At 36.4% G+C, this 26,625-nt stretch carries 19 protein-coding genes and 1 other RNA gene; 14 read left to right on the top strand and 6 right to left on the bottom strand.

Translation table 11 applies throughout. The features are described from left to right. Together panB and ACIQ2X_RS00230 are read right to left on the bottom strand one after the other, a co-directional pair. The coding region (panB, locus tag ACIQ2X_RS00235; protein ID WP_396176861.1) for a 3-methyl-2-oxobutanoate hydroxymethyltransferase at window positions 1-753 on the bottom strand (753 nt) is incomplete at its 3' end. Between the two features lie 282 nt (window positions 754-1,035). Beyond that, window positions 1,036-2,460: an L-serine ammonia-lyase gene (locus ACIQ2X_RS00230; protein ID WP_396176860.1), complete on the bottom strand. Its 1,425-nt coding sequence runs from the start codon at window positions 2,458-2,460 to the stop codon at window positions 1,036-1,038. A 258-nt stretch (window positions 2,461-2,718) separates the two neighbouring features. On the opposite strand from ACIQ2X_RS00230, the gene ACIQ2X_RS00225 reads away from it, so the two are divergent. From ACIQ2X_RS00225 to ACIQ2X_RS00180, 10 genes are all read left to right on the top strand, one after another. Next, a complete protein-coding gene (locus tag ACIQ2X_RS00225; RefSeq protein ID WP_396176859.1) occupies window positions 2,719-5,460 on the top strand; it encodes a histidine kinase in 2,742 nt (913 codons plus the stop codon). A 242-nt stretch (window positions 5,461-5,702) separates the two neighbouring features. Then, window positions 5,703-8,672: a SusC/RagA family TonB-linked outer membrane protein gene (locus ACIQ2X_RS00220; protein WP_396176858.1), complete on the top strand. Its 2,970-nt coding sequence runs from the start codon at window positions 5,703-5,705 to the stop codon at window positions 8,670-8,672. A 10-nt stretch (window positions 8,673-8,682) separates the two neighbouring features. Beyond that, window positions 8,683-10,140, top strand: coding sequence for a RagB/SusD family nutrient uptake outer membrane protein (locus ACIQ2X_RS00215; protein ID WP_396176857.1), 1,458 nt, complete (start codon window positions 8,683-8,685; stop codon window positions 10,138-10,140). A 77-nt stretch (window positions 10,141-10,217) separates the two neighbouring features. After that, window positions 10,218-11,120, top strand: a complete 903-nt coding sequence (locus ACIQ2X_RS00210) for a LamG-like jellyroll fold domain-containing protein (RefSeq protein WP_396176856.1) — start codon at window positions 10,218-10,220, stop codon at window positions 11,118-11,120. A gap of 137 nt (window positions 11,121-11,257) precedes the next feature. Further along, window positions 11,258-12,658, top strand: coding sequence for a glucoamylase family protein (locus tag ACIQ2X_RS00205; RefSeq protein ID WP_396176855.1), 1,401 nt, complete (start codon window positions 11,258-11,260; stop codon window positions 12,656-12,658). Next, the gene (locus ACIQ2X_RS00200; protein WP_396176854.1) at window positions 12,648-13,355 is read left to right on the top strand and encodes a prolyl oligopeptidase family serine peptidase; all 708 of its coding nucleotides are present in this window, start codon (window positions 12,648-12,650) and stop codon (window positions 13,353-13,355) included. Before ACIQ2X_RS00205 ends, ACIQ2X_RS00200 begins: the two co-directional genes overlap by 11 nt. A gap of 58 nt (window positions 13,356-13,413) precedes the next feature. Further along, window positions 13,414-15,708, top strand: coding sequence for a beta-glucosidase BglX (gene bglX, locus ACIQ2X_RS00195; RefSeq protein WP_396176853.1), 2,295 nt, complete (start codon window positions 13,414-13,416; stop codon window positions 15,706-15,708). Between the two features lie 279 nt (window positions 15,709-15,987). Beyond that, window positions 15,988-17,058, top strand: coding sequence for a hypothetical protein (locus tag ACIQ2X_RS00190; protein WP_396176852.1), 1,071 nt, complete (start codon window positions 15,988-15,990; stop codon window positions 17,056-17,058). A gap of 12 nt (window positions 17,059-17,070) precedes the next feature. Then, on the top strand, window positions 17,071-17,745 hold the full coding sequence (locus ACIQ2X_RS00185; RefSeq protein ID WP_396176851.1) for a discoidin domain-containing protein: 675 nt from the start codon (window positions 17,071-17,073) through the stop codon (window positions 17,743-17,745). A 223-nt stretch (window positions 17,746-17,968) separates the two neighbouring features. Next, complete coding sequence (locus ACIQ2X_RS00180; protein WP_396176850.1) at window positions 17,969-18,310, top strand: hypothetical protein; 342 nt, start codon at window positions 17,969-17,971, stop codon at window positions 18,308-18,310. Between the two features lie 93 nt (window positions 18,311-18,403). Here ACIQ2X_RS00180 and ACIQ2X_RS00175 read toward each other — a convergent pair whose 3' ends face one another. Then, entirely contained in the window at window positions 18,404-19,345 is a 942-nt protein-coding gene (locus ACIQ2X_RS00175; RefSeq protein ID WP_396176849.1) for a hypothetical protein, read from the bottom strand. Between the two features lie 357 nt (window positions 19,346-19,702). Here ACIQ2X_RS00175 and ACIQ2X_RS00170 point away from each other — a divergent pair, with 357 nt between their 5' ends. Continuing rightward, window positions 19,703-20,155 (top strand): PA2169 family four-helix-bundle protein, encoded by a 453-nt coding sequence (locus ACIQ2X_RS00170; protein WP_396176848.1) that lies wholly within the window; start codon window positions 19,703-19,705, stop codon window positions 20,153-20,155. 189 nt (window positions 20,156-20,344) lie between these two features. Here the strand turns inward: ACIQ2X_RS00170 and ssrA are convergent. Together ssrA and ACIQ2X_RS00160 are read right to left on the bottom strand one after the other, a co-directional pair. Next, window positions 20,345-20,742, bottom strand: a transfer-messenger RNA (tmRNA) gene (gene ssrA, locus ACIQ2X_RS00165). 55 nt (window positions 20,743-20,797) lie between these two features. Continuing rightward, the gene (locus tag ACIQ2X_RS00160; RefSeq protein ID WP_396176847.1) at window positions 20,798-22,003 is read right to left on the bottom strand and encodes a serine hydrolase domain-containing protein; all 1,206 of its coding nucleotides are present in this window, start codon (window positions 22,001-22,003) and stop codon (window positions 20,798-20,800) included. 299 nt (window positions 22,004-22,302) lie between these two features. Between ACIQ2X_RS00160 and ACIQ2X_RS00155 the strand changes: the two genes are divergently transcribed. Both ACIQ2X_RS00155 and ACIQ2X_RS00150 read left to right on the top strand, forming a co-directional pair. Further along, window positions 22,303-23,511 (top strand): NAD(P)-dependent oxidoreductase, encoded by a 1,209-nt coding sequence (locus tag ACIQ2X_RS00155; protein ID WP_396176846.1) that lies wholly within the window; start codon window positions 22,303-22,305, stop codon window positions 23,509-23,511. A 209-nt stretch (window positions 23,512-23,720) separates the two neighbouring features. Continuing rightward, window positions 23,721-25,385, top strand: coding sequence for an MFS transporter (locus ACIQ2X_RS00150; protein WP_396176845.1), 1,665 nt, complete (start codon window positions 23,721-23,723; stop codon window positions 25,383-25,385). 82 nt (window positions 25,386-25,467) lie between these two features. Here the strand turns inward: ACIQ2X_RS00150 and ACIQ2X_RS00145 are convergent, their stop codons facing one another. Next, window positions 25,468-25,911, bottom strand: coding sequence for a DUF4268 domain-containing protein (locus tag ACIQ2X_RS00145; protein ID WP_396176844.1), 444 nt, complete (start codon window positions 25,909-25,911; stop codon window positions 25,468-25,470). Between the two features lie 57 nt (window positions 25,912-25,968). Here ACIQ2X_RS00145 and ACIQ2X_RS00140 point away from each other — a divergent pair, with 57 nt between their 5' ends. Beyond that, window positions 25,969-26,607 (top strand): NUDIX hydrolase, encoded by a 639-nt coding sequence (locus ACIQ2X_RS00140; RefSeq protein ID WP_396176843.1) that lies wholly within the window; start codon window positions 25,969-25,971, stop codon window positions 26,605-26,607. Window positions 26,608-26,625: the final 18 nt, after the last annotated feature.

Below are 26,625 nucleotides of genomic sequence, written 5' to 3'. Positions count from 1 at the left end.
AGCAGTCATTTGATCATATAAATCCAAGTATCTTCTCAGAAAACGCGGACTGAATTCGTTATTCATTCCCAACATATCGTGAATTACTAAAACTTGGCCGTCAACACCACCTCCAGCTCCAATACCGATTACCGGAATTGAAATGCTTTCGGCTACTTTTTGTGCGAGTTGTGCAGGAATTTTTTCAAGAACTAAGGCAAAACATCCAATGCGTTCCAGCATTTTAGCATCTTCTATTAATTTTTCTGCTTCGGCATCTTCTTTGGCTCGAACAGTATAAGTCCCGAATTTGTAGATGGATTGCGGCGTTAATCCCAAATGTCCCATTACCGGAATTCCGGCATTCAATATTTTTTTTATCGAATCTTTGATTTCACTTCCACCTTCCATTTTCACTGCGTGTCCACCGCTTTCTTTCATAATTCGAATGGAAGAACGAAGCGCTTCTTTCGAATCCGATTGATAACTACCAAAAGGCAAGTCGACAACTACTAGGGCACGCGAGGTACCTCGAACCACGCCTGAAGCGTGATAAATCATCTGATCTAATGTAATAGGCAAAGTTGTTTCGTGACCCGCCATTACATTTGACGCTGAATCCCCCACTAAAATTACATCCACTCCAGCTGAGTCGACTATTTTTGCCATCGTAAAATCGTATGCCGTTAACATGGAAATTTTTTCTCCATTTGCCTTCATTTCAATCAATGATTTGGTCGTAATTCGCTTGTAATCTTTTTTAGCTACTGACATGGTTCTTTTTTTAAGGATGTAAAAATACTAAATTACTTTTTGTGTTAGTGCAATTCATGTGATAAAGAAAATAGTGCAATCTAATATAAATTATTTAGCCCTCATAAAAGGGAGAAAAGCAATTTACTCTGTAATAGGAGTACTTTTTATTGAAATTTGCATTAAAAAAGTTATGAATTTCATTGCAAACTTTTTTGGAATTTTTCTACCAAAACTCAAAAAAAAATCCAGTTCAAATTTAAATTGATAAACTGGATTTTAAAATGTTGATTAAGTGTAGCATTAACAATCTGCCATATTCACACTTACGGCCAAGCCGCCTTCCGACGTTTCTTTGTATTTGGTGTTCATGTCTTTTGCAGTTTGCCACATCGTCGAAATAACTTTGTCTAAGGGTACTTTCGCATTTTTAGCATCTGTTTCTAGGGCAAGTTCGGCGGCGTTAATAGCCTTGATTGCACCCATTGTATTTCGTTCAATACATGGAATTTGAACTAAACCTGCAATTGGGTCACAAGTTAAACCCAGATGGTGTTCCATTGCAATTTCGGCAGCCATCAATACTTGTTCTGGAGTTCCGCCCATTAATTCGCACAAAGCAGCAGCAGCCATTGCCGAGGAAACACCAATTTCGGCCTGACAGCCACCCATTGCGGCAGAAATGGTAGCACCTTGCTTGAACAAACTTCCTATTTCTCCAGCTACGAGTAAAAACTGCTTGATTTCTTTTTCTCCAGCATTGTGGTTTTCGATACACAAATAATACATTAAAACCGCTGGAATCACGCCTGCACTTCCGTTGGTAGGAGCGGTAACCACACGTCCTAAAGCAGCATTAACTTCATTTACCGCAAGGGCAAAACAGCTTACCCATTTTAAAATTTGTCTGAATTTAACTTCGGTGTGACGGATGCATTCCAACCATTCTTGCGGATTGTTATAATTGGCTAGACCTATCAAATTTTGATGCATGTCAAAAGCACGTCTTCGTACATTTAAACCACCAGGTAAAATTCCTTCTGAGTGACAACCAATATACATACATTCAAGCATTGTGTGCCAAACCCGCAACAATTCTGAATTGATTTTTTCTTCTGTTCGCATTGATTTTTCGTTCTCATATACGATTTCCGAAATAGATTTATTTTCGACTGTGGTATATTCCAACAATTGAACTGCATTATCAATCATGTAGGGAAAGGCACATTTAAACTGCAGTTTCTCTTTGGCGTTGCTGCGTTCTTCTTTTACAACAAATCCGCCACCAATAGAATAAAATGTTGAAGTATATTCTCTAACCTCTGTATGAGCCGTAAAGCTAAAACCGTTGGCATGAAACGGCAAGAATTCTTTGTTGAAAACGATATCAGTGGTAGCGTCAAATGCAATTATTTTTTGTTGATTCAAATTTAATTGCTTCGTTTTGTTGATGGATTGTATGATTAAATCAATATTTTCGATGGGGATGTACTCAGGATCTTGACCGCTCAGACCCAACATCACGGCCAAATCGGTTGCATGGCCTTTTCCTGTTAACGAAAGTGAGCCGTACAAATTAACGACCACTTTTGTAGTTTTATCCAGTAGTTGCTCATTGTCAAGTTCTGCTAGAAAGCGCTCGGCACCCCGCCAAGGTCCGAGGGTATGTGAACTTGATGGACCAACACCTATTTTAAGCATGTCAAAAACAGAAATACACTCTTCCATATTCTCTAATTTATAGAGCAAAGGTAGTTTTATATGTAACTATATCAAAATAATATAATTTACAAAGTAATATTATGCGAATATGATATAAATTATCAATGCTGAAATTTCAAATTGTCGAAATTGTCATCTGCCTGTTGCAATTTTTTTTCGCCGAACTAAATAGGGATAGATGCATTTTTTTACAATTATATTTGCTTAAAAATTTTAATCAACATCTTAAACTTTCTTTCTTTACTTTTGAATTTTAAAAGCGTTATGAAAAAAGTACTTTGCATAGTTATTTTAGTTTTACAAATCAACAGTTACGGTCAGGAACTTCTACCATTTGTTAAAAACTATTCAAAAGCAGATTACAGAGGCGACAACCAGAATTGGTCCGTTGCCCAAGGAAACGATGCGGCAATGTACTTTGCTAACAATCGGTTTTTGGTGCGTTACAATGGAGTGATTTGGGAAAAATATGCATTGCCGAACAAAACCATTATTCGCTCTCTTTTTGTTGATGGAAGTAAAATTTACACGGGATCTTACACTGAATTTGGATTTTGGCAACGAAAAAAAGGCCAAATGGTTTACACTTCACTAAGCAAGAATAAAAACCTATTTACAGGTGATTCTAATAATGAGGAAATTTGGAAGATATTCAAAAATGGTAACCTCATTTATTTCCAGTCTTTTAATGAATTGTTCATTTATGATGGTACTAAAATTGAAAAAGTACGATTTCCTTTTCAAATATCGTATTGCTTTCAAAATGAAGGTACTATCTATGCAGCTTCTATAAAGGAGGGGCTTTTTGAATTTAAAAATAAGAAGTTTCAGAAAAAGCTAAAGTGGTCTATTTTAGAAAATAAAATCATTCATGGGATGGAGCCGCACGATGGAAGTCTTTACATTTTTACCCAAAAGGACGGCGTTTTTGTTGAGAAAAATGGTATACTATTTCCTTGGAATACCGATTTAAATGCAGCTCTCAAGAAAGAAACCATCATAACTGCGAAAAGTATCAATGATTCCACTTTAGTAATTGGTACGGCTTTACAAGGCGCTTATGTGGTGCAAACGAAAACCAAAAAAATCACAAATATCAATAGGGGTAATGCATTAAATAACAATTCGGTATTGTCGATAACAGTTGATAAAGAAGAAAATGTTTGGTTGGGTTTGGATAATGGAATTGCCCATATCGAAATTAATTCTCCCATTTCAATTTTTACAGATAATACAGGTTTATTGGGTTCCGTTTATGCATTGCAACCGAAGGAATCGGGGTATTTGTTAGGAACCAATCATGGTGTTTTTGAATGGCAAAACAAGATTTTGACTACTATTCCCAATTCGCAAGGACAAGTTTGGGACATTCAAAAAGTGGGGAATCAGTTTATTATTGGTCACAACGACGGGACTTTTAAGTACGAAAACGGTGCTTATATAAAAGTAAATGATGTAAGTGGCGGCTGGAAACTTTTTAACAGTGTAACGGACAACAGGTATTACCAATCCAATTATTCAGGGATTATCATGTACACCGATCCCATGAATTTGCAAAAATTTGATCGTGTCTCAAACATCAACAACCCCATTAAAAATATAGCTCAAAACAAGGCGAAAGAAATTTGGGCTGTCGACAATTACCGAAGTTTATTCAAAATAGCATTTTCAGATGATTTTAGGACTAATACGGTCGAAAATATTTCTCAAAAAAATAGATTAATCAACGACTTTGGAGTAAAAATTTTCAATTTTAAAAACGAATTGTTTTTTTATATCAATATGGAATGGTATCAATACAATTCGCTCACTGAAAAATTAGAAAAAAGTAATCTATTCAATCAGCATTTTAAGGCAATCTCTGATATAATTCCTGTTGATGAGAAGAATTTTATTGTTATTAAAGACAATACATTATACCTGATTCAGTTTAAGAATGCCACATTTTATTGGAAGGTTATTCCTCAAAAGTACTATGAAGGAAAAATCCTCAATCAAGATACGAAGGTTATAAAAATAGCGCAATCACTGCTTTTAAATTTGGACGATGGATTTTTGAAAGTAAATTTATCCAACGCTGAAATTTCTGTTAATGATATTAAGGTTGAGGGATTTTATCATAATAAAATGCTAACCGATACCTCGCTTATAAAATATAATGAGAGTTTGGAACTTCATTTAATTTCTGAAAAATTCGGATTTAACAGTCCGCGATTGTTTTATAAACTAAATAATAATTCTGAATTTGTAATAGTTGAAAATAACAGGATAGTGCTAAATAATTTATCAAGTGGAAAGCAGCAAGTGTCGCTGTACTATTTTGACGGAAATAAATATAATGAAGTAACTAAATATAAATTTTCAGTAACCAATCCGTGGTATCTATCGTTTTGGATGATTATGATATATATTGTACTGATTGTGATTGTGTTTTATTTGTATTACAGATGGACCAAAATTAGGTACACAGAGAAATTAAAACGAATTGAAGAGGAAATCAATCATTTAAATCAAATTGAACAAATAAAAACTGAAACGATAAATAAGTTAAAAATGCAGGAGTATGAAAAGCATATTCTAGAAATCCAAGTCCAAACAAAAGCCTCGGAAGTGGCTGGAAAATCATTGTCCATAGCCAAACAATCGGAAATGATTGAGAGTATCGAAACGATTTTGAACAGTGAAAATGACTCAACTCAACTTAAATCCAAAATCAAAAAAGCGATTAAAAGTAATTCTATAAATAAAAATGAATGGCAAAATTTTGAAAAAAACCTAATGAAAAGTCATGAAGATTTTGTTCATAAACTTACGCAAACTTATTCGCATTTGACCTCAAAAGATATTAAACTGTGTATTTTTCTTAGGATGAATTTGGCCTCTAAAGAGATTGCTCCGTTGATGAATATTTCGTACCGCGGCGTAGAATTACATCGTTACCGACTTCGCAAAAAACTAAACATTTCTAAAGATGAAAATTTAAGTAACTTTATGATTAATATATAAATTTTCGAGTATAAATTTATATTCAGTAAATTTTTGGTTATTTATTCAAATAATTATAGCACATCACTACTACATCAAAGCTCTATTTAATGCTGTGGTTTTTTTAATTTTTTATATTTTAAAGTATTGTAAATCAATGCATTAAAATATTATTTTTACTTTTTGATGTACTATTGATTACTTTTTTTGCCACAACTATATCGTTGTAATTGCATACCTTAGCACTATAAATCAAACGACCTATGAAAATTTGTTTTTTCTTATTCGCAATTATAGTGTCTGTCTCTAGCAATGCACAGACTATTAAAGGAACCATTTTGAATAATAGCGGAGTTCCAATCCCAGATGCTTTTGTACTGAATACAAATACAAATGCATCGGTACTAACTGATTTAGACGGTACCTTTACAATTGCCGCTGTAGAGGGAACAGATTTGCAAGTTACTGCAACCAATTTTGTAACCAAAACGATTCAAGCATCAAACAATATTGTTGTTTTTTTGGACAAAGCTCCAGCAACTGAATTGGAAGATGTAGTGGTAATTGGATATGGAAGTAGAAAAAAAGGTGCAATTACGGGATCCGTTGTACAAATTAAAACGGCAGAGATTTTGAAAACACCTGCACAATCAGCAATACAATCCATACAAGGTCGTGCTGCTGGTGTAAATATCGTTACTAATGATGAACCTGGAGCAAATCCAACGTTACAAATCAGAGGTTTGGGTACCCTTTTAGGTGGTGCAATCTCGCTTTTTATTATTGACGGCGTCGAAGCTTCTGGAATAAGTAATCTGAGTCCAAATGAAATTGAAACTTTAGACATTCTTAAAGATGCTTCTTCGCTGGCCATTTATGGTCAGAAAGGTGCAAACGGAGTTGTAATAGTTACTACCAAAAAAGGAAAAATAGGCAAAGCAAAACTTTCTTATGATAGTTATTATGGTATAAAGCAAATCCAAAGAACAGTCGAAATGGGTGATGCAGCTTTATATGCCTATTATAATAATGTTGCGATAGGGTCAGCGACGTATTTAAATCCCAATCAGCCCAACAATGTTAATTGGTTGGACGAAATTACAACTTTAGGCCAAACGGCTAGTAATTTTATTTCATTGTCCGGTGGTAATGAAACGGCAAAGTATTACATAGGTTATACAAATTACTTGGAAAAAGGTATTTTGAGAGGGTCAGAGTTTAATCGAAACAATATTAATTCCAGAACAGAATTCAAGGTGCTTGATGGAAGACTCAAAATTTCTCAAAACCTGAATTTGGCCATTACCAGAGGAACACAAAAACCGTTAAGTGCCTTTACAAATGCTTACAAGCAATCGCCTCTCGTTCCTGTAAAATTTGAGAACGGTCGCTGGGGAGTGCCTTTGAGAAACCCAGATACAGGACTGATAGACATCAACGGTATTGATCGTTTTAATAATGTAGCCAATCCTGCTGCACAATTGTTTTATACCAACGAACAAAACAGAAATTTAAGCATTCTAGGTTCTGTAATGGCAGAATTAAAAATCACTGATGATATTAAATTTACTTCCTCCTTTGGTGCCACTTATGATGTAAATAAAAGTTTTTCTTTTAACCCGATTGCAAATATTTTTTTATCTCAAAATCCTACTAGTGACATATCGGATTATGAAGATACTTTTGGTGCAAATACGCCTCAATACAACTCCCTAACTCAAAGACGTTCTGATGGGTATAATTGGAACTGGGATAATTTTATGACCTACACAAAACGCTTTGATGAACACTCGATAACGTTTCTCGGAGGAATGTCCAGAACCACTCGAAATATTTCTAGTAATCTTTCAGGAACGCGTTTTAACGTTCCAGTCCAATCTAATTATTGGTCACTTGATTTATCTACCTATAACGACGAATTTTTACCAGGTCGTGTTGTACAAAACTCACAATCCACACCAATTGTTTCTATTGCTTATTTTGCGAGAGCCGAATATGATTTTAAAGGGAAGTATCTGTTTTCAGCTGTTTTACGTCGAGAAGGAACAAGTACTTTTCTTAGCGGTAAAAATTGGGCACTGTTTCCCGCTGTTTCTGCAGGTTGGGTAATTAGTGATGAATCTTTTTTCGAAAATATTAAAACCCTAGATTACCTCAAGTTTAGAGCAGGTTATGGCGAGGTTGGAAATGGTATTTCTGGCAATTCAACTAATAATATTGTATTCAATGCAGGTGCTAATTATACTTTCGGTGATCCTGCCGTTGTGCAACCTGGTTCTGTTGTGCCGTATCAAGTAGATCCAAATTTAACCTGGGAAACCATGAGAGAATTTGACATTGGTTTTGATTTTTCTTTATTCAATAAACGTTTAACCGGTTCTTTGGAGTATTACAACCGAGTTTCTTCTGATATTATTCTGCCTATCAGTTTGCCACGAGTTATTTCAGCAGGTTCTGTTGTTGTCAATACAGGTCAAGTGAGTAACGTTGGGCAAGAACTTGCACTTCGATGGAGTGATAAAATAACCGATAGTTTTTCGTATTTCATCAGCGGAAATTTCTCTAACAACCGTAACCGATTAGAGAAAGTAGATAATAAATTTTTCTCCACTTTTATTGGTGGAGGATTGAGTAATGGCGAATTCACCAAGCAAGTGCAAGTGGGTCAACCTTTGGGAACTTTTTATGTTTATGAAGTGACTGGTTTTAACAGTGATGGTGGATTTACCTACAGTGACGAACGTGTGAGTGCTGGAAGCTACATTCCTACGTATACGTATGGTATCAGTTTTGGTGGAAATTATAGACAATTTGATTTTTCTGTCGATACCTACGGCGTGGGTGGAAATAAAATTTTTAACGGAAAAAAAGCACAGCGTTTTGGTGGCGAAAATATTGAAGTGGCTGTTTTAGAGAATTTCTGGTCGCCAAATAATCCAAATGCAGCCAACCCTAAACCATCTAACGACGTTCCAAGACCATCAACTTATTTTATAGAGGATGGGGATTTTCTGAGAATAAATAACATTACTGTAGGGTATACCTTCAAGAAGTTTTACGAAAAGGTAGATAACGTACGTCTTTTTGTAACAGCACTCAATCCGTTACTTTTTACAAAATATTCAGGATTTTCGCCAGAAGTTACAGGTGCCCCTCTTGGTGGTGCCGGAATCGAATTGGATGCTTATCCTACCAACAGAACTTTTTTAATTGGTTTAAATGCTAGCTTTTAAAATGATAATCATGAAAAACACAAAATATCTAAACGCATTTTCAGTAGCTTTATGCTTACTTTTATGTACGTCTTGTGAAGAAGATTTAATTGTAGAGCCCAATGACGCACTCAATGAAATTGATTTTTTGAATAACCCTAATAATGCGATAACTTTAGTCAATGGAGTTTACAACAAGCAATTGGATTACGAGATGTATTCGTTTTCGTGGATAGGACTTACAAGTATAACTTCGGATGATGCAGATAAAGGTTCGTCGCTGAGTGACACGGGTGCCGACAAACATAAAATGGATAATTTGACTTTTGACGCAACGGATATTTCATTTCGCGAAATTTGGCAAGGCCGATACGACGGAATTGGTCGAGCAAATAATGCTTTATTCTACTTAGAACAATTGCAAATTGCTGAAAATTTAAAAAAACGACTTATTGCAGAAACCAAATTTTTAAGAGCATTATTTTATTTTGATTTGGTACGCTGTTTTGGTGGCGTTCCTGTCGTAGCAATCAAAATTGACAATAACGATGCCGCATTAATTGATCAGGTTGTTTATACCCGGAAGTCCAAGCAAGAAACCTATGCTCAGATTGAAACGGATTTATTAGCCGCCATCCAGGATTTACCATTAAAAGGCCAGTATGGACCAAATGATTTGGGCCGCGCTTCGCAAGGTGCTGCACAAGCTTTATTGGCAAAAGTATATTTGTACCAAAACAAATGGCAAGAAGCTTTTGATATGTCAGGAATGGTAATTGGATCGGGTCAATACGGATTGTTAGAAAATTACGAAGATGTATGGAGAGAAGTGGGTGAAAATACGGTTGAGTCAATCTATGAAATCCAAGGTTCGCCAGGAAATTCCGTTCGAGCGTATTCGTATGTTCAAGCGCCTCGAGGAACACCCGATTTGGGTTGGGGTTTCAATACACCCTCTTTAAGTCTTACCAACGCTTATGAACCGAACGATTCTAGAAAAGCAGCAACGATCTTGTTCAGTAACATAAACCTTTGGGATGGTTTTCCTTCATCGCCAGGGTGGTCAAATCCGCGGTACAATTATAAATCGTACCACAGTTCCATTGCCGAAAGCTGGAACGGCGACCGAGAAGTGCCAGGAAAAAACATTAGAATACTCAAATACAGCGATATTTTACTTATAAGAGCAGAAGCTGCATTGAATTTAGGTAACACTTCCGAGGCATTAGATAAAGTAAACATGATTCGTGAACGTGCTGGATTACAAGCTTTAACCGGAATTACTATGGACGACTTGCTCAAAGAACGCCGATTGGAAATGGCTATGGAACACGACAGATGGTTTGATCTCGTTCGAACAGGAAAAGCCTTTTCGGCGATGGCTGCCAATGGCAAAACATTCATCATCGGAAGACACGAAGTTTTTCCAATTCCACAAAATGAAATTATTTTAAGTGGTAACTTACTGATGCAGAATCCGGGCTATTAATTTTTAAAAATTCACTAACAATATAAATGCATGTTGCATTTACAATCAACTCTAATTATTTACAAACCCTTTTTATTATGAAAACAAACAAAATTTTATTGAAATCGATGATCTTAGTATCATCACTGGCATTTTTAGCAAGCTGTGGCGACGACGACACCGTGTCATTACCACCTATCGGAGGTTACAATTCTGCCGATGAAGTTGGTGCTGCGGATTTAGTAGCGCATTGGCCTTTAGACGGAAACGGTATTGAATCTAAATCCAATACTTCACCATCTAATACTGTTGGTGCAACTTATGAAGGTGGTGCAAAAGGTCAAGGTTTAAAACTTGCTAATGGTTATTTAGCTTACCCCGAAATCGCAGCTTTAAGCAGCACAATGCCAAGTATGACTATCAGTCTTTGGGCTAAAGTGACTAACAACGGTGGTGAAGGTGCTAACGGTCGTCCAACAATGTTGTTTAATTTAGACCGTCCAAATAGCTGGTCTGGAAACATCAATCTAATGGCAGAAACAGGTTGGTACCCTTCAACAAACGACACTTTGGTTATGAAAGGACTTGTTAATATCAAAAATGGTATGGATTCAAACAACCAAGATGTTATCAATTCTCCAAAGCCAAATGCTGCTGATTTAGCAGATGGTCATACAGGAAATGCGAACAAAAATGGTGGAAAATGGGCTCATTATGTGGCCACTTGGGATGCTCCAACGGGTAAATTTGTTTTATATGCAAACGGTCAAAAAATTTCTAATTCTAAATTCGAAGTTAGAGGTGGTGGTGCAGCGTTACCCTTAAATTTCTTTACTCCTACAAAACCAATAATTGGAACTTTCAGTACAGTTGTATCTGGAACGCCAGATGCGTGGCAAACTCCTGCACAAGCAAATATTGATGAAATCAGAGTATACAAAAAAGCACTAGTTGCATCTGATGTAAAATCACTTTATGATTTAGAAGCTGCAGGAAGATAATCAATTAAAAGTTTAAACCCCAAACACTAAAAGTTTGGGGTTTATTTAAAATAGCATTTTGCTGATAGAAATTTATTCGCATTTCACGGTAGTTATTAGATCTTTAAAATTTATAATACCAAATAAAAATCTCCCATATGAAATTTATGTACATTTTAATAGCCTTTTTTTTACTCTCCTTTAGTTCGTGTACCAATCCAGAATGGTGGTCAGAACCCGTAATTGTGGAAGAACCCATTGTAGTTCCAGAACCTGTGGAACCCACCTATCCTCCCTTAACGGATAATGAACTGATGGACAAAGTGCAAATGGAGTCCTTAAAATATTTCTGGGAATATGCTGAACCAAATTCAAAATTAGCCCGAGAACGTTATCACGTAGAAGATCCCGGTAACGATGCCCAAATTGTAACCACCGGTGGTTCAGGTTTTGGTTTAATGTCTTTAATTGTAGGTGTTGAAAGAGGTTTTGTTCCAAGAGCAGAAGCTGTTTCACGATTTACAACCGCTTTAAACTTTCTTGAAAACGCCGATAGGTTTCACGGTGCATGGCCCCACTGGATGAACGGAACAAATGGAGATGTCATTCCGTTTAGCACGTTTGATAACGGTGGCGATTTAGTAGAAACCGCTTTCTTGTGTCAAGCCTTAATTTGCCTCCGCGAATATTTTAAAAACGGTAATGCCGAAGAAATAGCTTTGGCTCAAAAAGCAGATGACCTTTGGAGAGGCGTCGAATGGGATTGGTATACCAAAGGCGAAAACAATTTGTATTGGCATTGGTCGCCCAATTACCAGTGGCAAATGAATTTTAAGTTACAAGGCTTTGATGAAACTTTAATTACTTATATTTTAGCTAAAGCGAGTCCAACTCATCCCATTTCAAATGCTGTATACAACCAATGTTGGGCTAGAAATGGAGCAATTGTCACTTCTGGAACAAGTTATGGTTTGCCTAAAATTTTTAACCACAACGGCACTTCTTCGGTGGGTCCGATGTTTTGGTCGCATTATTCATTTTTAGGTTTGGACCCTCGCGGATTAACCGATCAATATGCCAATTATTGGAATCTTACGCAAAATCACGCTAAAATAATGTTGAATTATAGCGTAGCAAATCCAGGGAATTTCACTTCTTATAGTGATAAATTCTGGGGTTTAACAGCAGGTTACACTCGAAATACAAACGGAACGGTGGGCTATACCGCACACCAACCCAATAATGATCGTGGAGTAGTAACACCAACGGCGGCTTTATCTAATTTTCCGTACACTCCAGTTGAATCTATGAAATTTCTGCGTTATTTGTATTTTGAAAAGAGAAGCAAGTTTGTAGGTGTAGCAGGACCTTATGATGCGGTATCGCCTCATTTTAACGATTGGGTAACCAAAAGATATTTGGCAATAGACCAAGGAACGATAATTCCGATGATTGAAAATCACCGAACTGGATTACTTTGGAATTTGTTCATGAATGCACCCGAAGTACGCACTGGTTTACAAAATTTAGGATTTACATCTTCTCAACATGGAATTTAAAAAGACACTTTATTTAGTAATTATTTCTTTCCTTGCCTCTATTTCTGCATCTTTTTCGCAAGAAATACAAGGTAATTTCAAGAAAGAAATAAAAACAACCATTAACGTTCGTTACGTTTTACAACTGCCAGAAAACCAGAAAGTAAAATTTCCGTTACTGGTTTTTTTACACGGTTCGGGAGAAAGAGGAACGGACTTGGAAATGGTTAAGAACCACAGCCCGTTTACGTATCAAAATGCAATGAAAACCGATGTTGCTATTTTAGCACCGCAATGTCCTGAAAATACGTGGTGGAATACCGACGAAATTTATGAATTGATACAGTCCATTGCTACAACTTACAACGTCGACAAATCCCGCATTTACCTGACCGGTTTGAGCATGGGCGGCTGGGGAACGTGGAAATTAGCCACCGAGCATCCCGAACTTTTTGTAGCAGTAGCACCCGTTTGTGGCGTTACAGACGTCAATATTTATAAAAATGTTGAGGTGCTCAAAAATACGCCAGTACATATTTTTCACGGAGCCCTAGATGATGTCGTGTCTCCAAATATGTCAATAGATATTTATCAGAAACTTAAAAAGGCTAATCCAAATTGCAGTCTTACCATTTTTCCAAACGACAACCACAACAGTTGGGATTCTGCCTACAGCGACCCAAATTTTTACGAGTGGTTATTTGCTCAAAAAAAATAATAAAACCAATAAAATAATTTTGCAATCCTGATTGCCCTAAACCCGTAGATTCATTGCTATGTTAAAAAAAAGTATCACTTTATTATTCATCTGTTGTTCCATCAGCGTTTTTTCTCAAAAAAAGAAAAAGAACGTCGTAATTGCTCCAAAAGAAATTTTTGTTACGGATTTAATTTCAAAAATGACTTTGGTCGAAAAGTTAGGCCAACTCAATTTACCCACCGCTGGCGACATTACCACTGGACAAGCCAACAGTTCGGATGTTGGAAAAAAAATTGAAGAAGGAAAAGTGGGTGGTTTATTCAACATTAAATCGCTACAGAAAATTAAAGATGTGCAACGAATTGCCGTTGAAAAAAGCAGGTTGAAAATCCCTTTGCTTTTCGGGATGGATGTTATTCACGGGTACGAAACCACATTTCCAATTCCGCTCGGTTTGTCGTGTACTTGGGATATGAAATTAATTGAAAAAACCGCTCAGATTGCTGCGAAAGAAGCTTCGGCCGATGGCATCAACTGGACTTTCTCGCCTATGGTCGATTTATCTCGTGATCCTCGCTGGGGACGCGTTTCGGAAGGTTCGGGCGAAGATGCTTTTTTGGGTAGCCAAATTGCCAAAGCAATGGTTAACGGGTACCAACAAAATGATTTGTCTAAAAATACAACTTTGATGGCTTGCGTCAAACATTTCGCACTTTATGGCGCTCCAGAAGGCGGTCGCGATTACAATACAGTCGATATGAGTCGGATTCGTATGTACAACGAATATTTCCCACCTTACAAAGCAGCTGTCGATGCAGGAGTGGGAACGGCTATGGCTTCTTTTAATGAAGTTGACGGAATTCCAGCAACGGGAAATACATGGTTGATGACCGATGTTTTGAGAAAACAATGGGGTTTTGATGGATTTGTGGTTACGGATTACACCGGAATTAACGAAATGGTCGATCACGGCGTAGGCAACAGGCAAACCGCTGCTGCAATGGCCTTAAATGCCGGAATCGAAATGGATATGGTGAGCGACGCATTTTTGTCTACTTTAGAAAAATCATTGCAAGAAGGAAAAGTTAAACTCGAAACCATCGATAATGCTGTTTGCAAAATTTTAAATGCCAAATACGATTTGGGTCTTTTTCACGATCCTTATAAATACTGCGATGTCAACCGATCTAAAACCGATATTTTTACAACCGAACACAAAACCTTTGCCCGCAAAGCAGCATCGGAATCTTTTGTTTTATTAAAAAACGACAACCAACTTTTACCACTTCAGAAAAAAGGAACCATCGCTGTGATTGGACCTTTGGCGGATGCCAAAGAAAATATGGCCGGAACATGGAGTGTGGCTACCAAACAAGAAAATTCCATTGCGTTATTAAAAGGTTTGCAAAATGCGTCTCAAAATAAATTCAATGTCTTGTACGCCAAAGGTTCGAATTTGACCGAAGATGAAAAACTGGAAGAACTCGGAACGATGTTCGGCAAAACCTTAAACCGCGACAAAAGATCTAAAGAAGCGTTAATCGCCGAAGCCTTGCAAATTGCCAATCAATCGGATGTAATTATTGCGGCATTGGGCGAATCGGCTGAGTTGAGTGGCGAAAGCAGCAGCCGTACCGATCTTGAAATTCCAAAAATCCAACAAGAGTTACTCGATGCTTTATTAAAAACAGGGAAACCAGTCGTTTTGGTACTATTTAACGGACGACCTTTGGTTTTAAACAACGAAAAAGAAAAAGTGCCTGCCATTTTAAATGTGTGGTTTGGAGGTTCGGAAACAGGAAATGCGATTGCGGATGTACTTTTTGGCGATGTAAATCCTTCCGGAAAACTCACAATGACGTTTCCTAGAAGTGTGGGGCAAATTCCCATTTATTACAACTATAAAAACACCGGCAGACCTTTGGGAAATACTGAAGGAAAATTCGAAAAGTTTAAAACCAACTATTTGGATGTACCCAACGAACCTTTATTTCCTTTTGGATTTGGGTTGAGTTATACCCGTTTTTCGTATCAAAACTTAAAAATTTCAAAAGAGCAATTTTCTAAAAATGAATCAGTTACGGTTTCTGTGGAAGTAACCAATACCGGAAATTTTGACGGGAGTGAAGTCGTCCAATTGTACCTCAGGGATCTTGTGGGAACCATAACACGTCCGGTGAAAGAGCTCAAAGGCTTCGAAAAAGTATTTATTAAAAAAGGCGAAACAAAAACAATAACCTTTACCATTTCCGAAGAAGATTTAAAATTTTATAATTCGGATCTGGATTTTGTTGCAGAACCTGGAACGTTTGAAGTTTTTATCGGACCCGATTCTACAACCCAAATGAAACTTAATTTTTTGTTTGTTTAATGATTGAGTTAGTTGTGAAACCCTTTGGTGCAAGTCAAGGGGTTTTTTCAAACCAAAAAACGATAAGTTTACATATACAATTCAAGGTCTTTTTTGGGCGTGTCCCTACGGGTCGGGCAGTCCGTTCCCGCTTCCCGCAGATTGCTTCTTCCGATAGCTATCGGAATCGCAATTTCTTCGGGAGAGCTCCACTTCCGTCCCTCACGCGAAAACGAGTAAGCGACACCTTCACTGCTAAAAATCAATTTTTGCGTCTTTGTCTAATTTAAATAATTCATTTTGAAAACAATATACCTTATACTTATACTTTTAATAAGTTGTATTTCGGCTCAAAGTCAGCAGAAAACCTATTGCAATCCCATCAATATCGATTATGCCTATTGTCCTATTGAACCGTTTGTAACACAAGGAAAACACCGAGCGACTGCTGATCCGGTGATCACTTTTTTCAAAGGAAACTATTACCTTTTTTCCACCAATCAGTGGGGCTATTGGATAAGTTCGGACATGTTGAAATGGAAATTTCATTCGCGAAAATTTCTCCGCCCCGAACACAAAGTTTGGGACGAACTGTGTGCGCCAACACTTTCTTTTGTAAACGATACCTTGTTGGTTAAAGGTTCGACACACACCAAAGAATTTCCGATTTGGATGAGTACCCATCCCGAAAAAAACGAGTGGAAAGAGTTGGTACATAAATCAGAAGCTGCAGCTTGGGATCCACAAATTTTTTGGGACGAAGAAAAGGATGAGTTGTACGAATATTATGGTTCGAGCAATTTGTACCCACTTTATGGTGTTAAATTAAATCGGAAAACCTTCCTACCCGAAGGCGATCGCGTACCGGTTTTGGCATTGAACGACGACGAACACGGTTGGGAACGCTTTGGCGAAAACAACGACAATACTTTTCTGCAACCTTTTACTGAAGGCGCTTTTGTAACCAAGTATAATAGTAAATATTACCTGCAATACGGAGCGCCTGGAACGGAATTTAGCGGCTATGCCGACGGAGTTTATGTAGGAAAACACCCGCTTGGTCCTTTTGAATACCAATCCCACAATCCATTTTCGTACAAGCCTGGCGGATTTGCTCGAGGTGCAGGTCATGGCGCAACTTTCCAGGATGCGAATGGAACATATTGGCACACGGCCACTATTGGGATTTGCGTCAAAAATAATTTTGAAAGAAGAATTGGTATTTGGCCGGCGGGTTTTGATGCCGATGATGTCATGTACTCCAACACCGCTTATGGTGATTATCCTACTTTTTTGCCGGTCGAACAAAAAGGCCATTGGAGTGAAAGTTTCGCAGGTTGGATGCTTTTGAATTACAACAAACCCGTGTAAGTTTCATCGACTTTGGGTGGGTTCCAGCCGAATTTTGCCGTTGATGAAGACATCAAAACGTATTGGAGTGCCAAATCGGGCAATAAGTCAGAATGGTATCAAACGGATTTGGGCGAAGTTGCAACGGTCCATGCCATCCAAATCAATTATGCCGATCAAGATGCCACTTTGATGGGAAAACCAGATAACCCAGCAGGTCATCAGTATATTTTATACGGTTCCGATGACGGGAAAAAATGGCGGATAATTTTGGATAAAAGTATGAATAAACAAGACGTACCGCACGAATATGTAGAATTGGCAACACCCGTAAAATGCCGTTTCATCAAAATACAAAATCTGGGTGTCACAAGCGGAACATTTGCCCTAAGTGGTTTTCGCGTTTTTGGAAAAGGGTCGGGCGATAAACCTGATGCTGTACAGAATTTTATTCCGTTGCGTTCTGGACCAAAAGTAAAAGGAGAACGCCGAAATGTGTGGTTCAAGTGGCAACAAGAACCGAGTGCCGACGGTTATGTGATTTATTTCGGAAAATCACCCGATAAATTGTACGGATCGATTATGGTGTACGGCAAAAATGAATATTACTTCAACGGTTTGGATCGTTCGGATGTGTATTATTTTCAAATTGAAGCGTTTAATAGCAATGGAATTGGACCAAGAAGTGAGGTGAAGAAATCGGAGTAATTTTCGGTAGTTGACTGTGTTTATAAAAGTGTTTTGACCCATTCCTGATAGCTTTGTGAAGTGAAGATTTTGCTTTTCGATAGCATCGACCTCGAAGCAAACTAAATCGTGACCTTGCTATTCGAAGCTTCAACTAGAGGGATGCGAAGTTAGAGCCTTTTGCAAAGCAGTTAAAGGCGTTTTAAGACTGCTGGTTTATTTTCAATGGACTGTAAAAAAAGCTATGAGGCGATTTTTAACATTATTAACTTTAAGTTTTGTCGTTTCTTGTTCGAGAAACGATAAAGTTGTGGGCAGACTTTCTGAAATTTTAGGAGTTGATATTGTTAACTACACTTATTTTAGAAATGAAAAAAGTAGTAGTTTTGGTAGTAATTCCATCGTTGTTCAAATAAAAATTGAAAGAGCTGATTTCGTATCCCTGTTTAAGAATGTTAAAGATATTGACAAATTTAAAAAGCAAGGGAGCATTTATTACTTAAATATGGAAATGACCAATCAAAGAGAATCCGTTATAATTGATACTTCAAATGAAACAATTACATATTCTTTTATTGACCGATAAATACTTTTAACAAAAATAACCCTGCCTTGTGAAGAATAATTATTGCTTTTCCCCCGTCTCTAACCTTATAGCACACTAATTCATGAATATGCTTTACGATGGCTCTGGCTGTTGGGCGGTACTTTCTTTTATAGTACCGGAAGCCAACTGTTTTTCAAATTTATTATGAATAACGAGCATTAAAAGTCCGAATGCGAAAGCCGAAATAATCAAGACAACATTCGTAATTCCGGTTACTGAAAATGAGATTCGAAGTAAAATGGTCGAAATTATAAATCCTGAGTTTCTCATTACTTTGTGAAATTCGTCGGTATGAAAAAATGAAAACAACAGCAGTATTACGTCGGCCATAATCAAAATATTAAAAAACTGCTCGAAGAAAATATTGTTGATGTTTTTAAAGCTAGTGGTATTTGCGTCAACTACTTGAAAAACACTCAAACTCCAATCCAAAAATGAGTAAATAGCAATGACAAACAAGATAGGAACTAAGGCCGTTGCGATGTATTTTTTGGCATTAATAAACTTTAAAATGCTTTGAGTATGCGATTTACTTTCGTTGACGCTGCGGTAAACCTTAGTTCGCTGGATATGGAAAAGGTAAATCAAAAAGAATAAAACAACCGATGCAACCAAATCGTAGGTAAACTGCAAATCATTTTTAATAGTAAACCAATTGGCTGAAAGCGACAAATCGGAGAGGTCTTTGAACAGCCTTCGAATGATGATTAAGGCAATAATTTCATATTGCTTTGAAATGTAGGTAGAGGTAGATTTTGGTAGGTAATAAATCAATAAATACACCTCATAAACCAGAATAAATGAGAACGGTGTATAAATAGCTGCGATGGGGTTTTTTAATAATTTTGAAGGTTCGATAAAAGTAACAAAGTCAAAATGAACCAAACCAATAAGCAGCAAGTGTATGATAAAACTAGCTAAAGCAATCCATAAAATGGCGTACTCCAATTTTTCTTTTGTTTCTTTTGAAAGAAGTTTTTGGTATAAATTTTCTAAAAAGGATTGTTGCTGCATAATATTATTTTGTATACAAAAAAAAATTTTAATTTATTGAAAATGAGAAAAATAAAAATAAAAAAGGCTTGTGTATAGTTTTTTTATTGGTATTAAATATACTAAAAATAACCAGTGATTGAAATGACGATTTGGGGGATTTTATAAAGTCCAAATAGCCGATTTTCAAAACGTGAAATATGCTTGAAATTTTTGATGGTTTACTTTTTTTAAAAAAATTTTGTAAAATGGATGTAGAAAGCTAAGCAAAAAATGATCAATTTGTCGCTCAAAGCGATATCTCACAACCCTAAACGGAAATACTGTAATAGTAGCTATTGTTTTAAATTCGAACTTTGGATAATAAAAATTAAAGTTATGGAAAACAGCAAAAGAATTTCGGTTTTAAACAATTTGATTGAAATCAACAACGACAGAGTAGAAGGGTATGAAACAGCAGCAAAGGAAACAAGTGATGCCGATTTACGAGGCCTTTTTGCTACTTTAAAAGCAACAAGTTTTGCAAATTTATCAGAGCTTCGTTCCGAAGTACTGCGTTTAGGTGGTGAAGTAGAAGAAGGCACAAGAACCACTGGAAAATTTTTCAGAGTGTGGATGGATGTAAAAGCAGCCTTGACAGGAAACGACCGCGGTACTATTTTGAATTCATGCGAATTTGGCGAAGACAAAGCCTTAGAAGCCTATGCAGAAGCACTTGAAAATCGCGAAACATTACCGATGGAATACGTTTCACTAATTGTAAACCAGCAAACTAAACTTCGTGCTGATCACGATCAAGTAAAAGCCTTACGCGACCAAGCCAATAACTAGGCTCACCGCTTTATCGGAATTGGCTTTCTTCCTAAAGCCAAATTAAAACCTCACATCGCAATATGTTGAGGTTTTTTTTTGGGTTTATCGTTGGGGTTTTGATAGAGGAAATTGAATAATTAGTATTTTGCACACTCAATTGTATTAAAAACTAAAAAACCCTTGTAAACCAAAGATTTACAAGGGTTTTTGTGGAGTCGGGGAGAGTCGAACTCCCGTCCAAACAAGCAACCAAAAGGCTTTCTACACGCTTATTTCCTGATTGATTTTTCGTTACTGAGGTCGGCCAGAAACAGCCATTCAGTACTTAGCTTCTTTAGTGTCAAGACAGCGCTAAAGCTTCACCATCTCTAGGTTTATTTTTACGGTTCCCCTGAATAGAACGCCACAAACCAAGGCTTTCAAGGAGAATCCAGCTTTCCTATCTAATAGGAACTAGGCAAATCGTACTATAATTCGGATTATGCAGCTAAAGCGTAGTTATCTTCGCCGTGTAAATGTTTTGAAACCTTTTATTAACGAGAATTGTCCCAGTTCTCGACGTGCTTACATTTCAATTCGACTTGCTGTCAAAACCAGTCGACCCCATATTACCATTTGTGTTTAGCAAAAAGTAGACCACAAATTTACAATTTAATTTTATTAAAAGCCCAATTCGTCTTTTTTTAATTTTAAAGGATAATCGCCGAATAAAGTGGCTAAATAAATCGACTTGTACGTCATCGTTGTGTATTTATTTGATAAAGCAATGATTACCACATTTTCATCTCTCAAATCGACGTAGGAAGAGGTGTTTCCATGCCACCAACCGTTGTGGTAAAATAATTGTTTGCCATCGTTCCATTCCATCATTCGAATGCCTAAACCGTAATTTCGCGTTCCTTTTCGTTCGTAACTGTATCCCTTGAAAACCTCAGAATTTAATTTGGGTGACAGATAGTCTTTTGATGCTACCGCTTGATGAAATTTTAATAAATCGCGAGGCGTTGAGTAAATGTTTTTATCGCCATAAACCGTTTCTAAAAGGTTCAATTCATGAAATCGGTACTTCCCTTTGTACGACTGACTTTCATTTCTGTACTCTTTTTCGTAGTCAATTACAAAAGTCTGGTCCATTTTTAAAGGCTCAAAAATAATTTTTTTCATAGCATCTCGGTAGTTCAATCCCGTTATTTTTTCGATAATCAAGGCCAACATCGCATAGTTGGTATTGCAATACGCAAAATGTTTATCGGTTTTAAAATCAAGCGGTGCTTCAAATTTTACAAAAACATCCAATATATCTTGGTTGGTGACTTGTTTCTGATGATTCCATACTTTCCGATCGTCAAAAAAATAGGTATAATTGGTCAAACCGCTCCGGTGATTCAATAAGGTTCGGACAGTGATGTTTGGATATGGGAAAGTGGGCAAAATGGTTTTCACTTTTTGATCGAGTTCTAGTTTTTCAGCATGTACTAAAACCATTATTGCAGCCGCCGTAATTCGTTTTGTAACAGAGGCCAAGTGGATAGGTGTGTTGACATCAATTTCTTTTTTGGTATCAAAATTACTGTAACCAGAGTAGCGTTCGAAAATAATTTGACCGTTTTTGGCGACTAATAATCCACCACTGACTTCGTTTTTGTCCCAATATTTTTGGTAAAAAAGTTCAATTTTTCGCCTGTTTTCAGCAATATAATCAGGTGCCAATTTTTTTTGTTTATTGGTATTGGGACGAATGTGCGGAAAAGTATCTTGTACAGTTTCAGTAGCTGCTGTAGTAGATTTGTCATCTTTTTTACAAGCATTTAAAGAAAAAAGCAACACAAGCAAAGCGCTAAAGGGTAAGGAAATCAATTTTTTCATTGGGGAAAATAGGCAAAAAAGGCAAATATAAATATTCTCTTACTTTTTCTTCAATCATTTTATGAAACATTACGACTATCGAGGTGTTAAATGTTTTAAATTTTTGAACATCAGGATGTAACGAAATACAATTGAAAACCCACCATTTATTTCAACGGAAATTATTTGCAAACACTTTATAAAATAGTTATATTCGCAACATTAATTGTCTTGTTAGTGAAAAAGTATTTATATTTTTACTTTTTTGTGTTTATTTTACTAATTTCCAGTCACTTAATAGTGCATTAAATCCTACCAAAATGAAATTCGGAATACTTAAAGAACGAAAAAATCCCCCTGATCGTCGTGTAGTTTTTACACCCTCTGAGTTACTGCGTTTTAAAGAAAAGTATCCAGAAGCAGAAATTGTAGTAGAACGTTCTGATATTCGCGTTTTTAAAGACGAAGAATACGAAAATATGGGATTTGAACTCACAACTGATGTAAGCGACTGCGACGTTCTTTTTGGCGTAAAAGAAGTACCCATTTCGGCATTAATTCCTAATAAAAAATATTTCTTTTTTTCGCATACCATAAAGAAACAACCCCACAATAAAGGACTTTTACAGGCGGTTTTGGAAAAAAATATCGACTTGTACGATCACGAAACAATTGTGAATCAAGATAATAATCGACTGATAGGTTTTGGCCGATACGCTGGAAATGTAGGTGCTTACAATGGTATTCGAGCCTTCGGAATAAAATACGATTTGTTCCAATTGCCTAAAGCAGAAACCTTGAATGGGAAAGCCGTTTTAGTTGAAAAATTAAAGCGATTAATACTTCCACCTATTAAAATCGTTGTTACAGGAAGTGGAAAAGCAGGTAAAGGAGTAAAAGAAATTTTAGATGCGATGAAAATGAAAGAAGTGGCTCCTGCTGATTTTCTGTCTAAAACCTATGATTCTCCAGTTTACACACAAATTGAAGTCAACGATTATTACAAACGGAAAGATGGTGGTGCATTTGTAAAATCAGTCTTTTATAAAAGCCCAACCGACTTTGTTTCGGATTTTGAAAAGTATGCCCAAGCGGCTGATATTTTTATGGCGGCTCATTTTTACGGCACAAATGCTCCGTATATTTTGACCAACGACATGCTGAAATCGGTAAAAAACAGAATCAAAGTTGTGGCTGATATTTCCTGCGATGTAAACGGTCCAATTGCTTGTACAATTAAAGCATCTACCATTGCCGATCCTATTTTTGGATATTTGCCAAGCGAAGAGAAGGAAGTGGATGTTTTTCACCCGGGTTCGATTGCGGTAATGTCCATTGATAATTTGCCATGTGAATTACCAAAAGACGCCAGCGAAGGTTTTGGAGAAATGTTTATGACACATGTAATCCCTGCTTTTTTCAACAATGATAAAGACGGAATTTTGCAACGTGCTCAAATTACCAATAAAGGCCAGCTTACAGATAGATTCAGTTATTTGCAGGATTATGTCTTCGAGAAGCAGTTGTAATTGTTTCAATTCAGGTTTTTTTTGTTTTTAGATTTGCACTTTTTTTAAAAATTATTAACGAAATCGTTTTCGTTGAAAATAAATTCAAATTCATTTGTGCAATAGGTAATTATCATTGATATTTATAAAAAATTTGAAAGAATTCCTGCTTTATTGTAAGAGTTCGGTCACTATTTTTACGAACTAATCTTTTTACCTTACCTTAATTTATGAATACAAAACAAACCAATTCAAACAATTCAGCACTTTACACGCTAATTACAGTTTTTTTCTTTTGGGGTTTTATTGGAGCTTCCAACGGAGTTTTCATCCCTTTTTGTAAAATCAAGTTTGGACTTGATCAATTTCAAAGTCAGCTCATCGATTTTGCGTTTTATGGCGCCTATTATATTGGAGCTTTGTTGCTTTTTATTTTGAGTGGAGTGGCCCAAAAAGACATTTTGAATTCTTGGGGATTTAAAAAAGGGATTATTAATGGATTGATAGTGAGTGCATTTGGTGCTGCATTTATGATTTATGCAGTTACACAAGGCAGTTATGCATTAATTTTAGGAGCCTTATTTATAGTAGCATTAGGATTTTCTTTACAACAAACTTCTGCACAGCCATTTGTGGCTTCACTCGGATCGCCACAAACAGCTTCTAATCGGTTGAATTTGGCAGGAGGTGTAAATTCATTCGGAACTACAATAGGTCCAATTGTGGTTTCAATAGCACTTTTTGGAGTAATTGCGGGAGTAAATTTAGAGGAGTTTGCTAAAAAAGCAGATTCTCTGGATAAAATGGAAATTCTTTATATGGCAGTTGGTGGCTTGTTCTTAATTGCAGCAGCCTTATTCATGTTTTCTAAAAAATTACCAGCAGGAAAAAGTGAATCTGTTTTTGAACCTGCCAATAAAGCAAGAAATATTTTAATAACTATAACGTTGGCTTTGGTTGTTATTTTTGGGTATATTTTTTCTCGCTATGAAGATCCAGAGTTTATCAGACGTTTTATTGAAAATAAAGAAATAGATTATTTAGGTTTAACCTTAACAATAATGTCTTTATTGGTTATTGTTTTTGGATTACTTTTTGCAAATATTGCTGCAAAAAAAGCACCAGAAGGTTGGGGAGCTATGCGATATCCACAATTGGTTTTGGGAATGTTGGCCCTCTTTACATACGTTGGAGTAGAAGTAACCATCCAAAGTAATTTGGCCGAATTGTTAGGAACTCCTGCTTTTGGTGGGATTACTGGCGCTGCTATTGCTCCATATATTTCCATGTACTGGGGAAGTTTGATGATTGGTAGATGGGCTGGAGCTATTTCGGTATTTAATCCATCAAACAGTGCAAGAAAAATTTTGTTAATTATAGTTCCTTATATCGCATTTGGTGTGGTACTTTTTGTAAACTTTATTTCAGGACAAGATATAACACCGTTATATGCCTATGCTGTAGTTGTTGCAGTACAAATTACTGGATTTTTTCTGGGTCAAGATAAACCGGCAAAAACATTATTGATTTTTGGCCTTTTCGGAATGATTGCAATGATAATTGGTTTATTTTCTACGGGAACAGTGGCAATTTACGCCTTTATGAGTGGTGGTTTATTTTGCAGCATCATGTGGCCTGCAATTTTTGCTTTAGGAATTACAGGTTTAGGAAAATATACTTCTCAGGGTTCGGCATTCTTGGTGATGATGATTTTAGGTGGAGGAATAATCCCTCCTCTTCAAGGAAAAATTTCAGATGTTATTGGTATTCATGAGTCCTACTTTATACCGGTGCTTTGTTTTGCTTATATCGCTTTTTACGGCTTTGCAGTAAAAGGAATCTTGAAAAAACAAAATATTGATGTAGATGCCATAGAGGCGGAGGGAAGTCATTAATTCGATATAGCAAGTTTCTACAAAAGGCATTTTCAACTTAGGAAATGCCTTTTTTATGCTAAAAATTTTAGAAACGAAAGTTTTAAACATTCATTTCCAAGTCTTCTATATAATCCCTGTATTCATAAAAAAACCGTTCAAAAGCATCCATTTTTTCATAGAAAAAGTCAAATATTTCGGGCCAAGTCTCTTTATTAAAAACACTGATACCTGATTTTTCGACCCAAATTTTACTGATCACTTTTCCTGTTTCTAAGTGAAAATGCCGCTCTAAAACTGCATCAGGCAGAAATTCATCTAGCAAGATTTGCTTCAACGATTCTATTTTTTCAAAATAAATTTTTCGTTTTTCTTCGTCTTTGGGTTCGATGTCCAGAGTGATTTGGGCTTTTTTATTGTCTACGTAAAACTTGAACGAAAAATCCCTAATCTTGGTATCGTACAGCAACCATTTTCGAGGATAAACGGTGGCAAATTCTATCCAGAATTCTCTTTTTATTTTTTGTGAATCGGCTTTACTAAACATAATTTGGAATGCTAAATGAAGGAATTTTTGTACTTTAGATTTTTAAAAAACAGCAATATGATTTTCACTGATTTTCTCAAATACATGCCAAAAGTAGCAAAAGAAAATTTGTTGGGCGAACAAGCACACCAGAAAATGTCGCCTCCCGAGCGATTGCAATTTTTAAAGCTAAACAATCCTGCCACTTTAAACCCAAGAAAAGCAGCGGTTTTGATGCTCTTTTATCCAAAAAATCTCCAAACGCATTTGGTATTAATTCTCAGAAATACCTACAATGGTGTTCATTCGTCTCAAATAGGATTTCCTGGAGGAAAAGTTGAAGTGTACGATACAAGTAGGGAAGCCACCGCTTTGCGCGAAACACACGAAGAAATAGGAATCTCGCCCGACCACATTTCAGTTGTAAAAGCATTTTCAGAAATATACATTCCGCCAAGTAATTTTTCTGTTTTACCGTTTCTAGGTTACAGTGAAAGTGAATTAACTTTCATTCCCGATCCAAGAGAAGTTTCTGGAATTATCGAATTACCAATAGTTGATCTTTTGGACGAGAATAACTTTACCACCCAGATTTTGGAAACCTCTTATATGAAAGAAATTGAAATTCCCGTTTTTAAATTCGGCGAAAATGTTGTTTGGGGTGCAACGGGAATGATGTTGAATGAACTTAAAGAAGTACTAAAAAAGGTGTTGTAAATCGAATGTTTTCGTATG

It is taken from the genome of Flavobacterium sp. (genome assembly GCF_044368625.1).
In the GTDB taxonomy this organism is placed as follows: domain Bacteria; phylum Bacteroidota; class Bacteroidia; order Flavobacteriales; family Flavobacteriaceae; genus Flavobacterium.
This window is presented reverse-complemented; position numbering and strand designations above follow the sequence as displayed.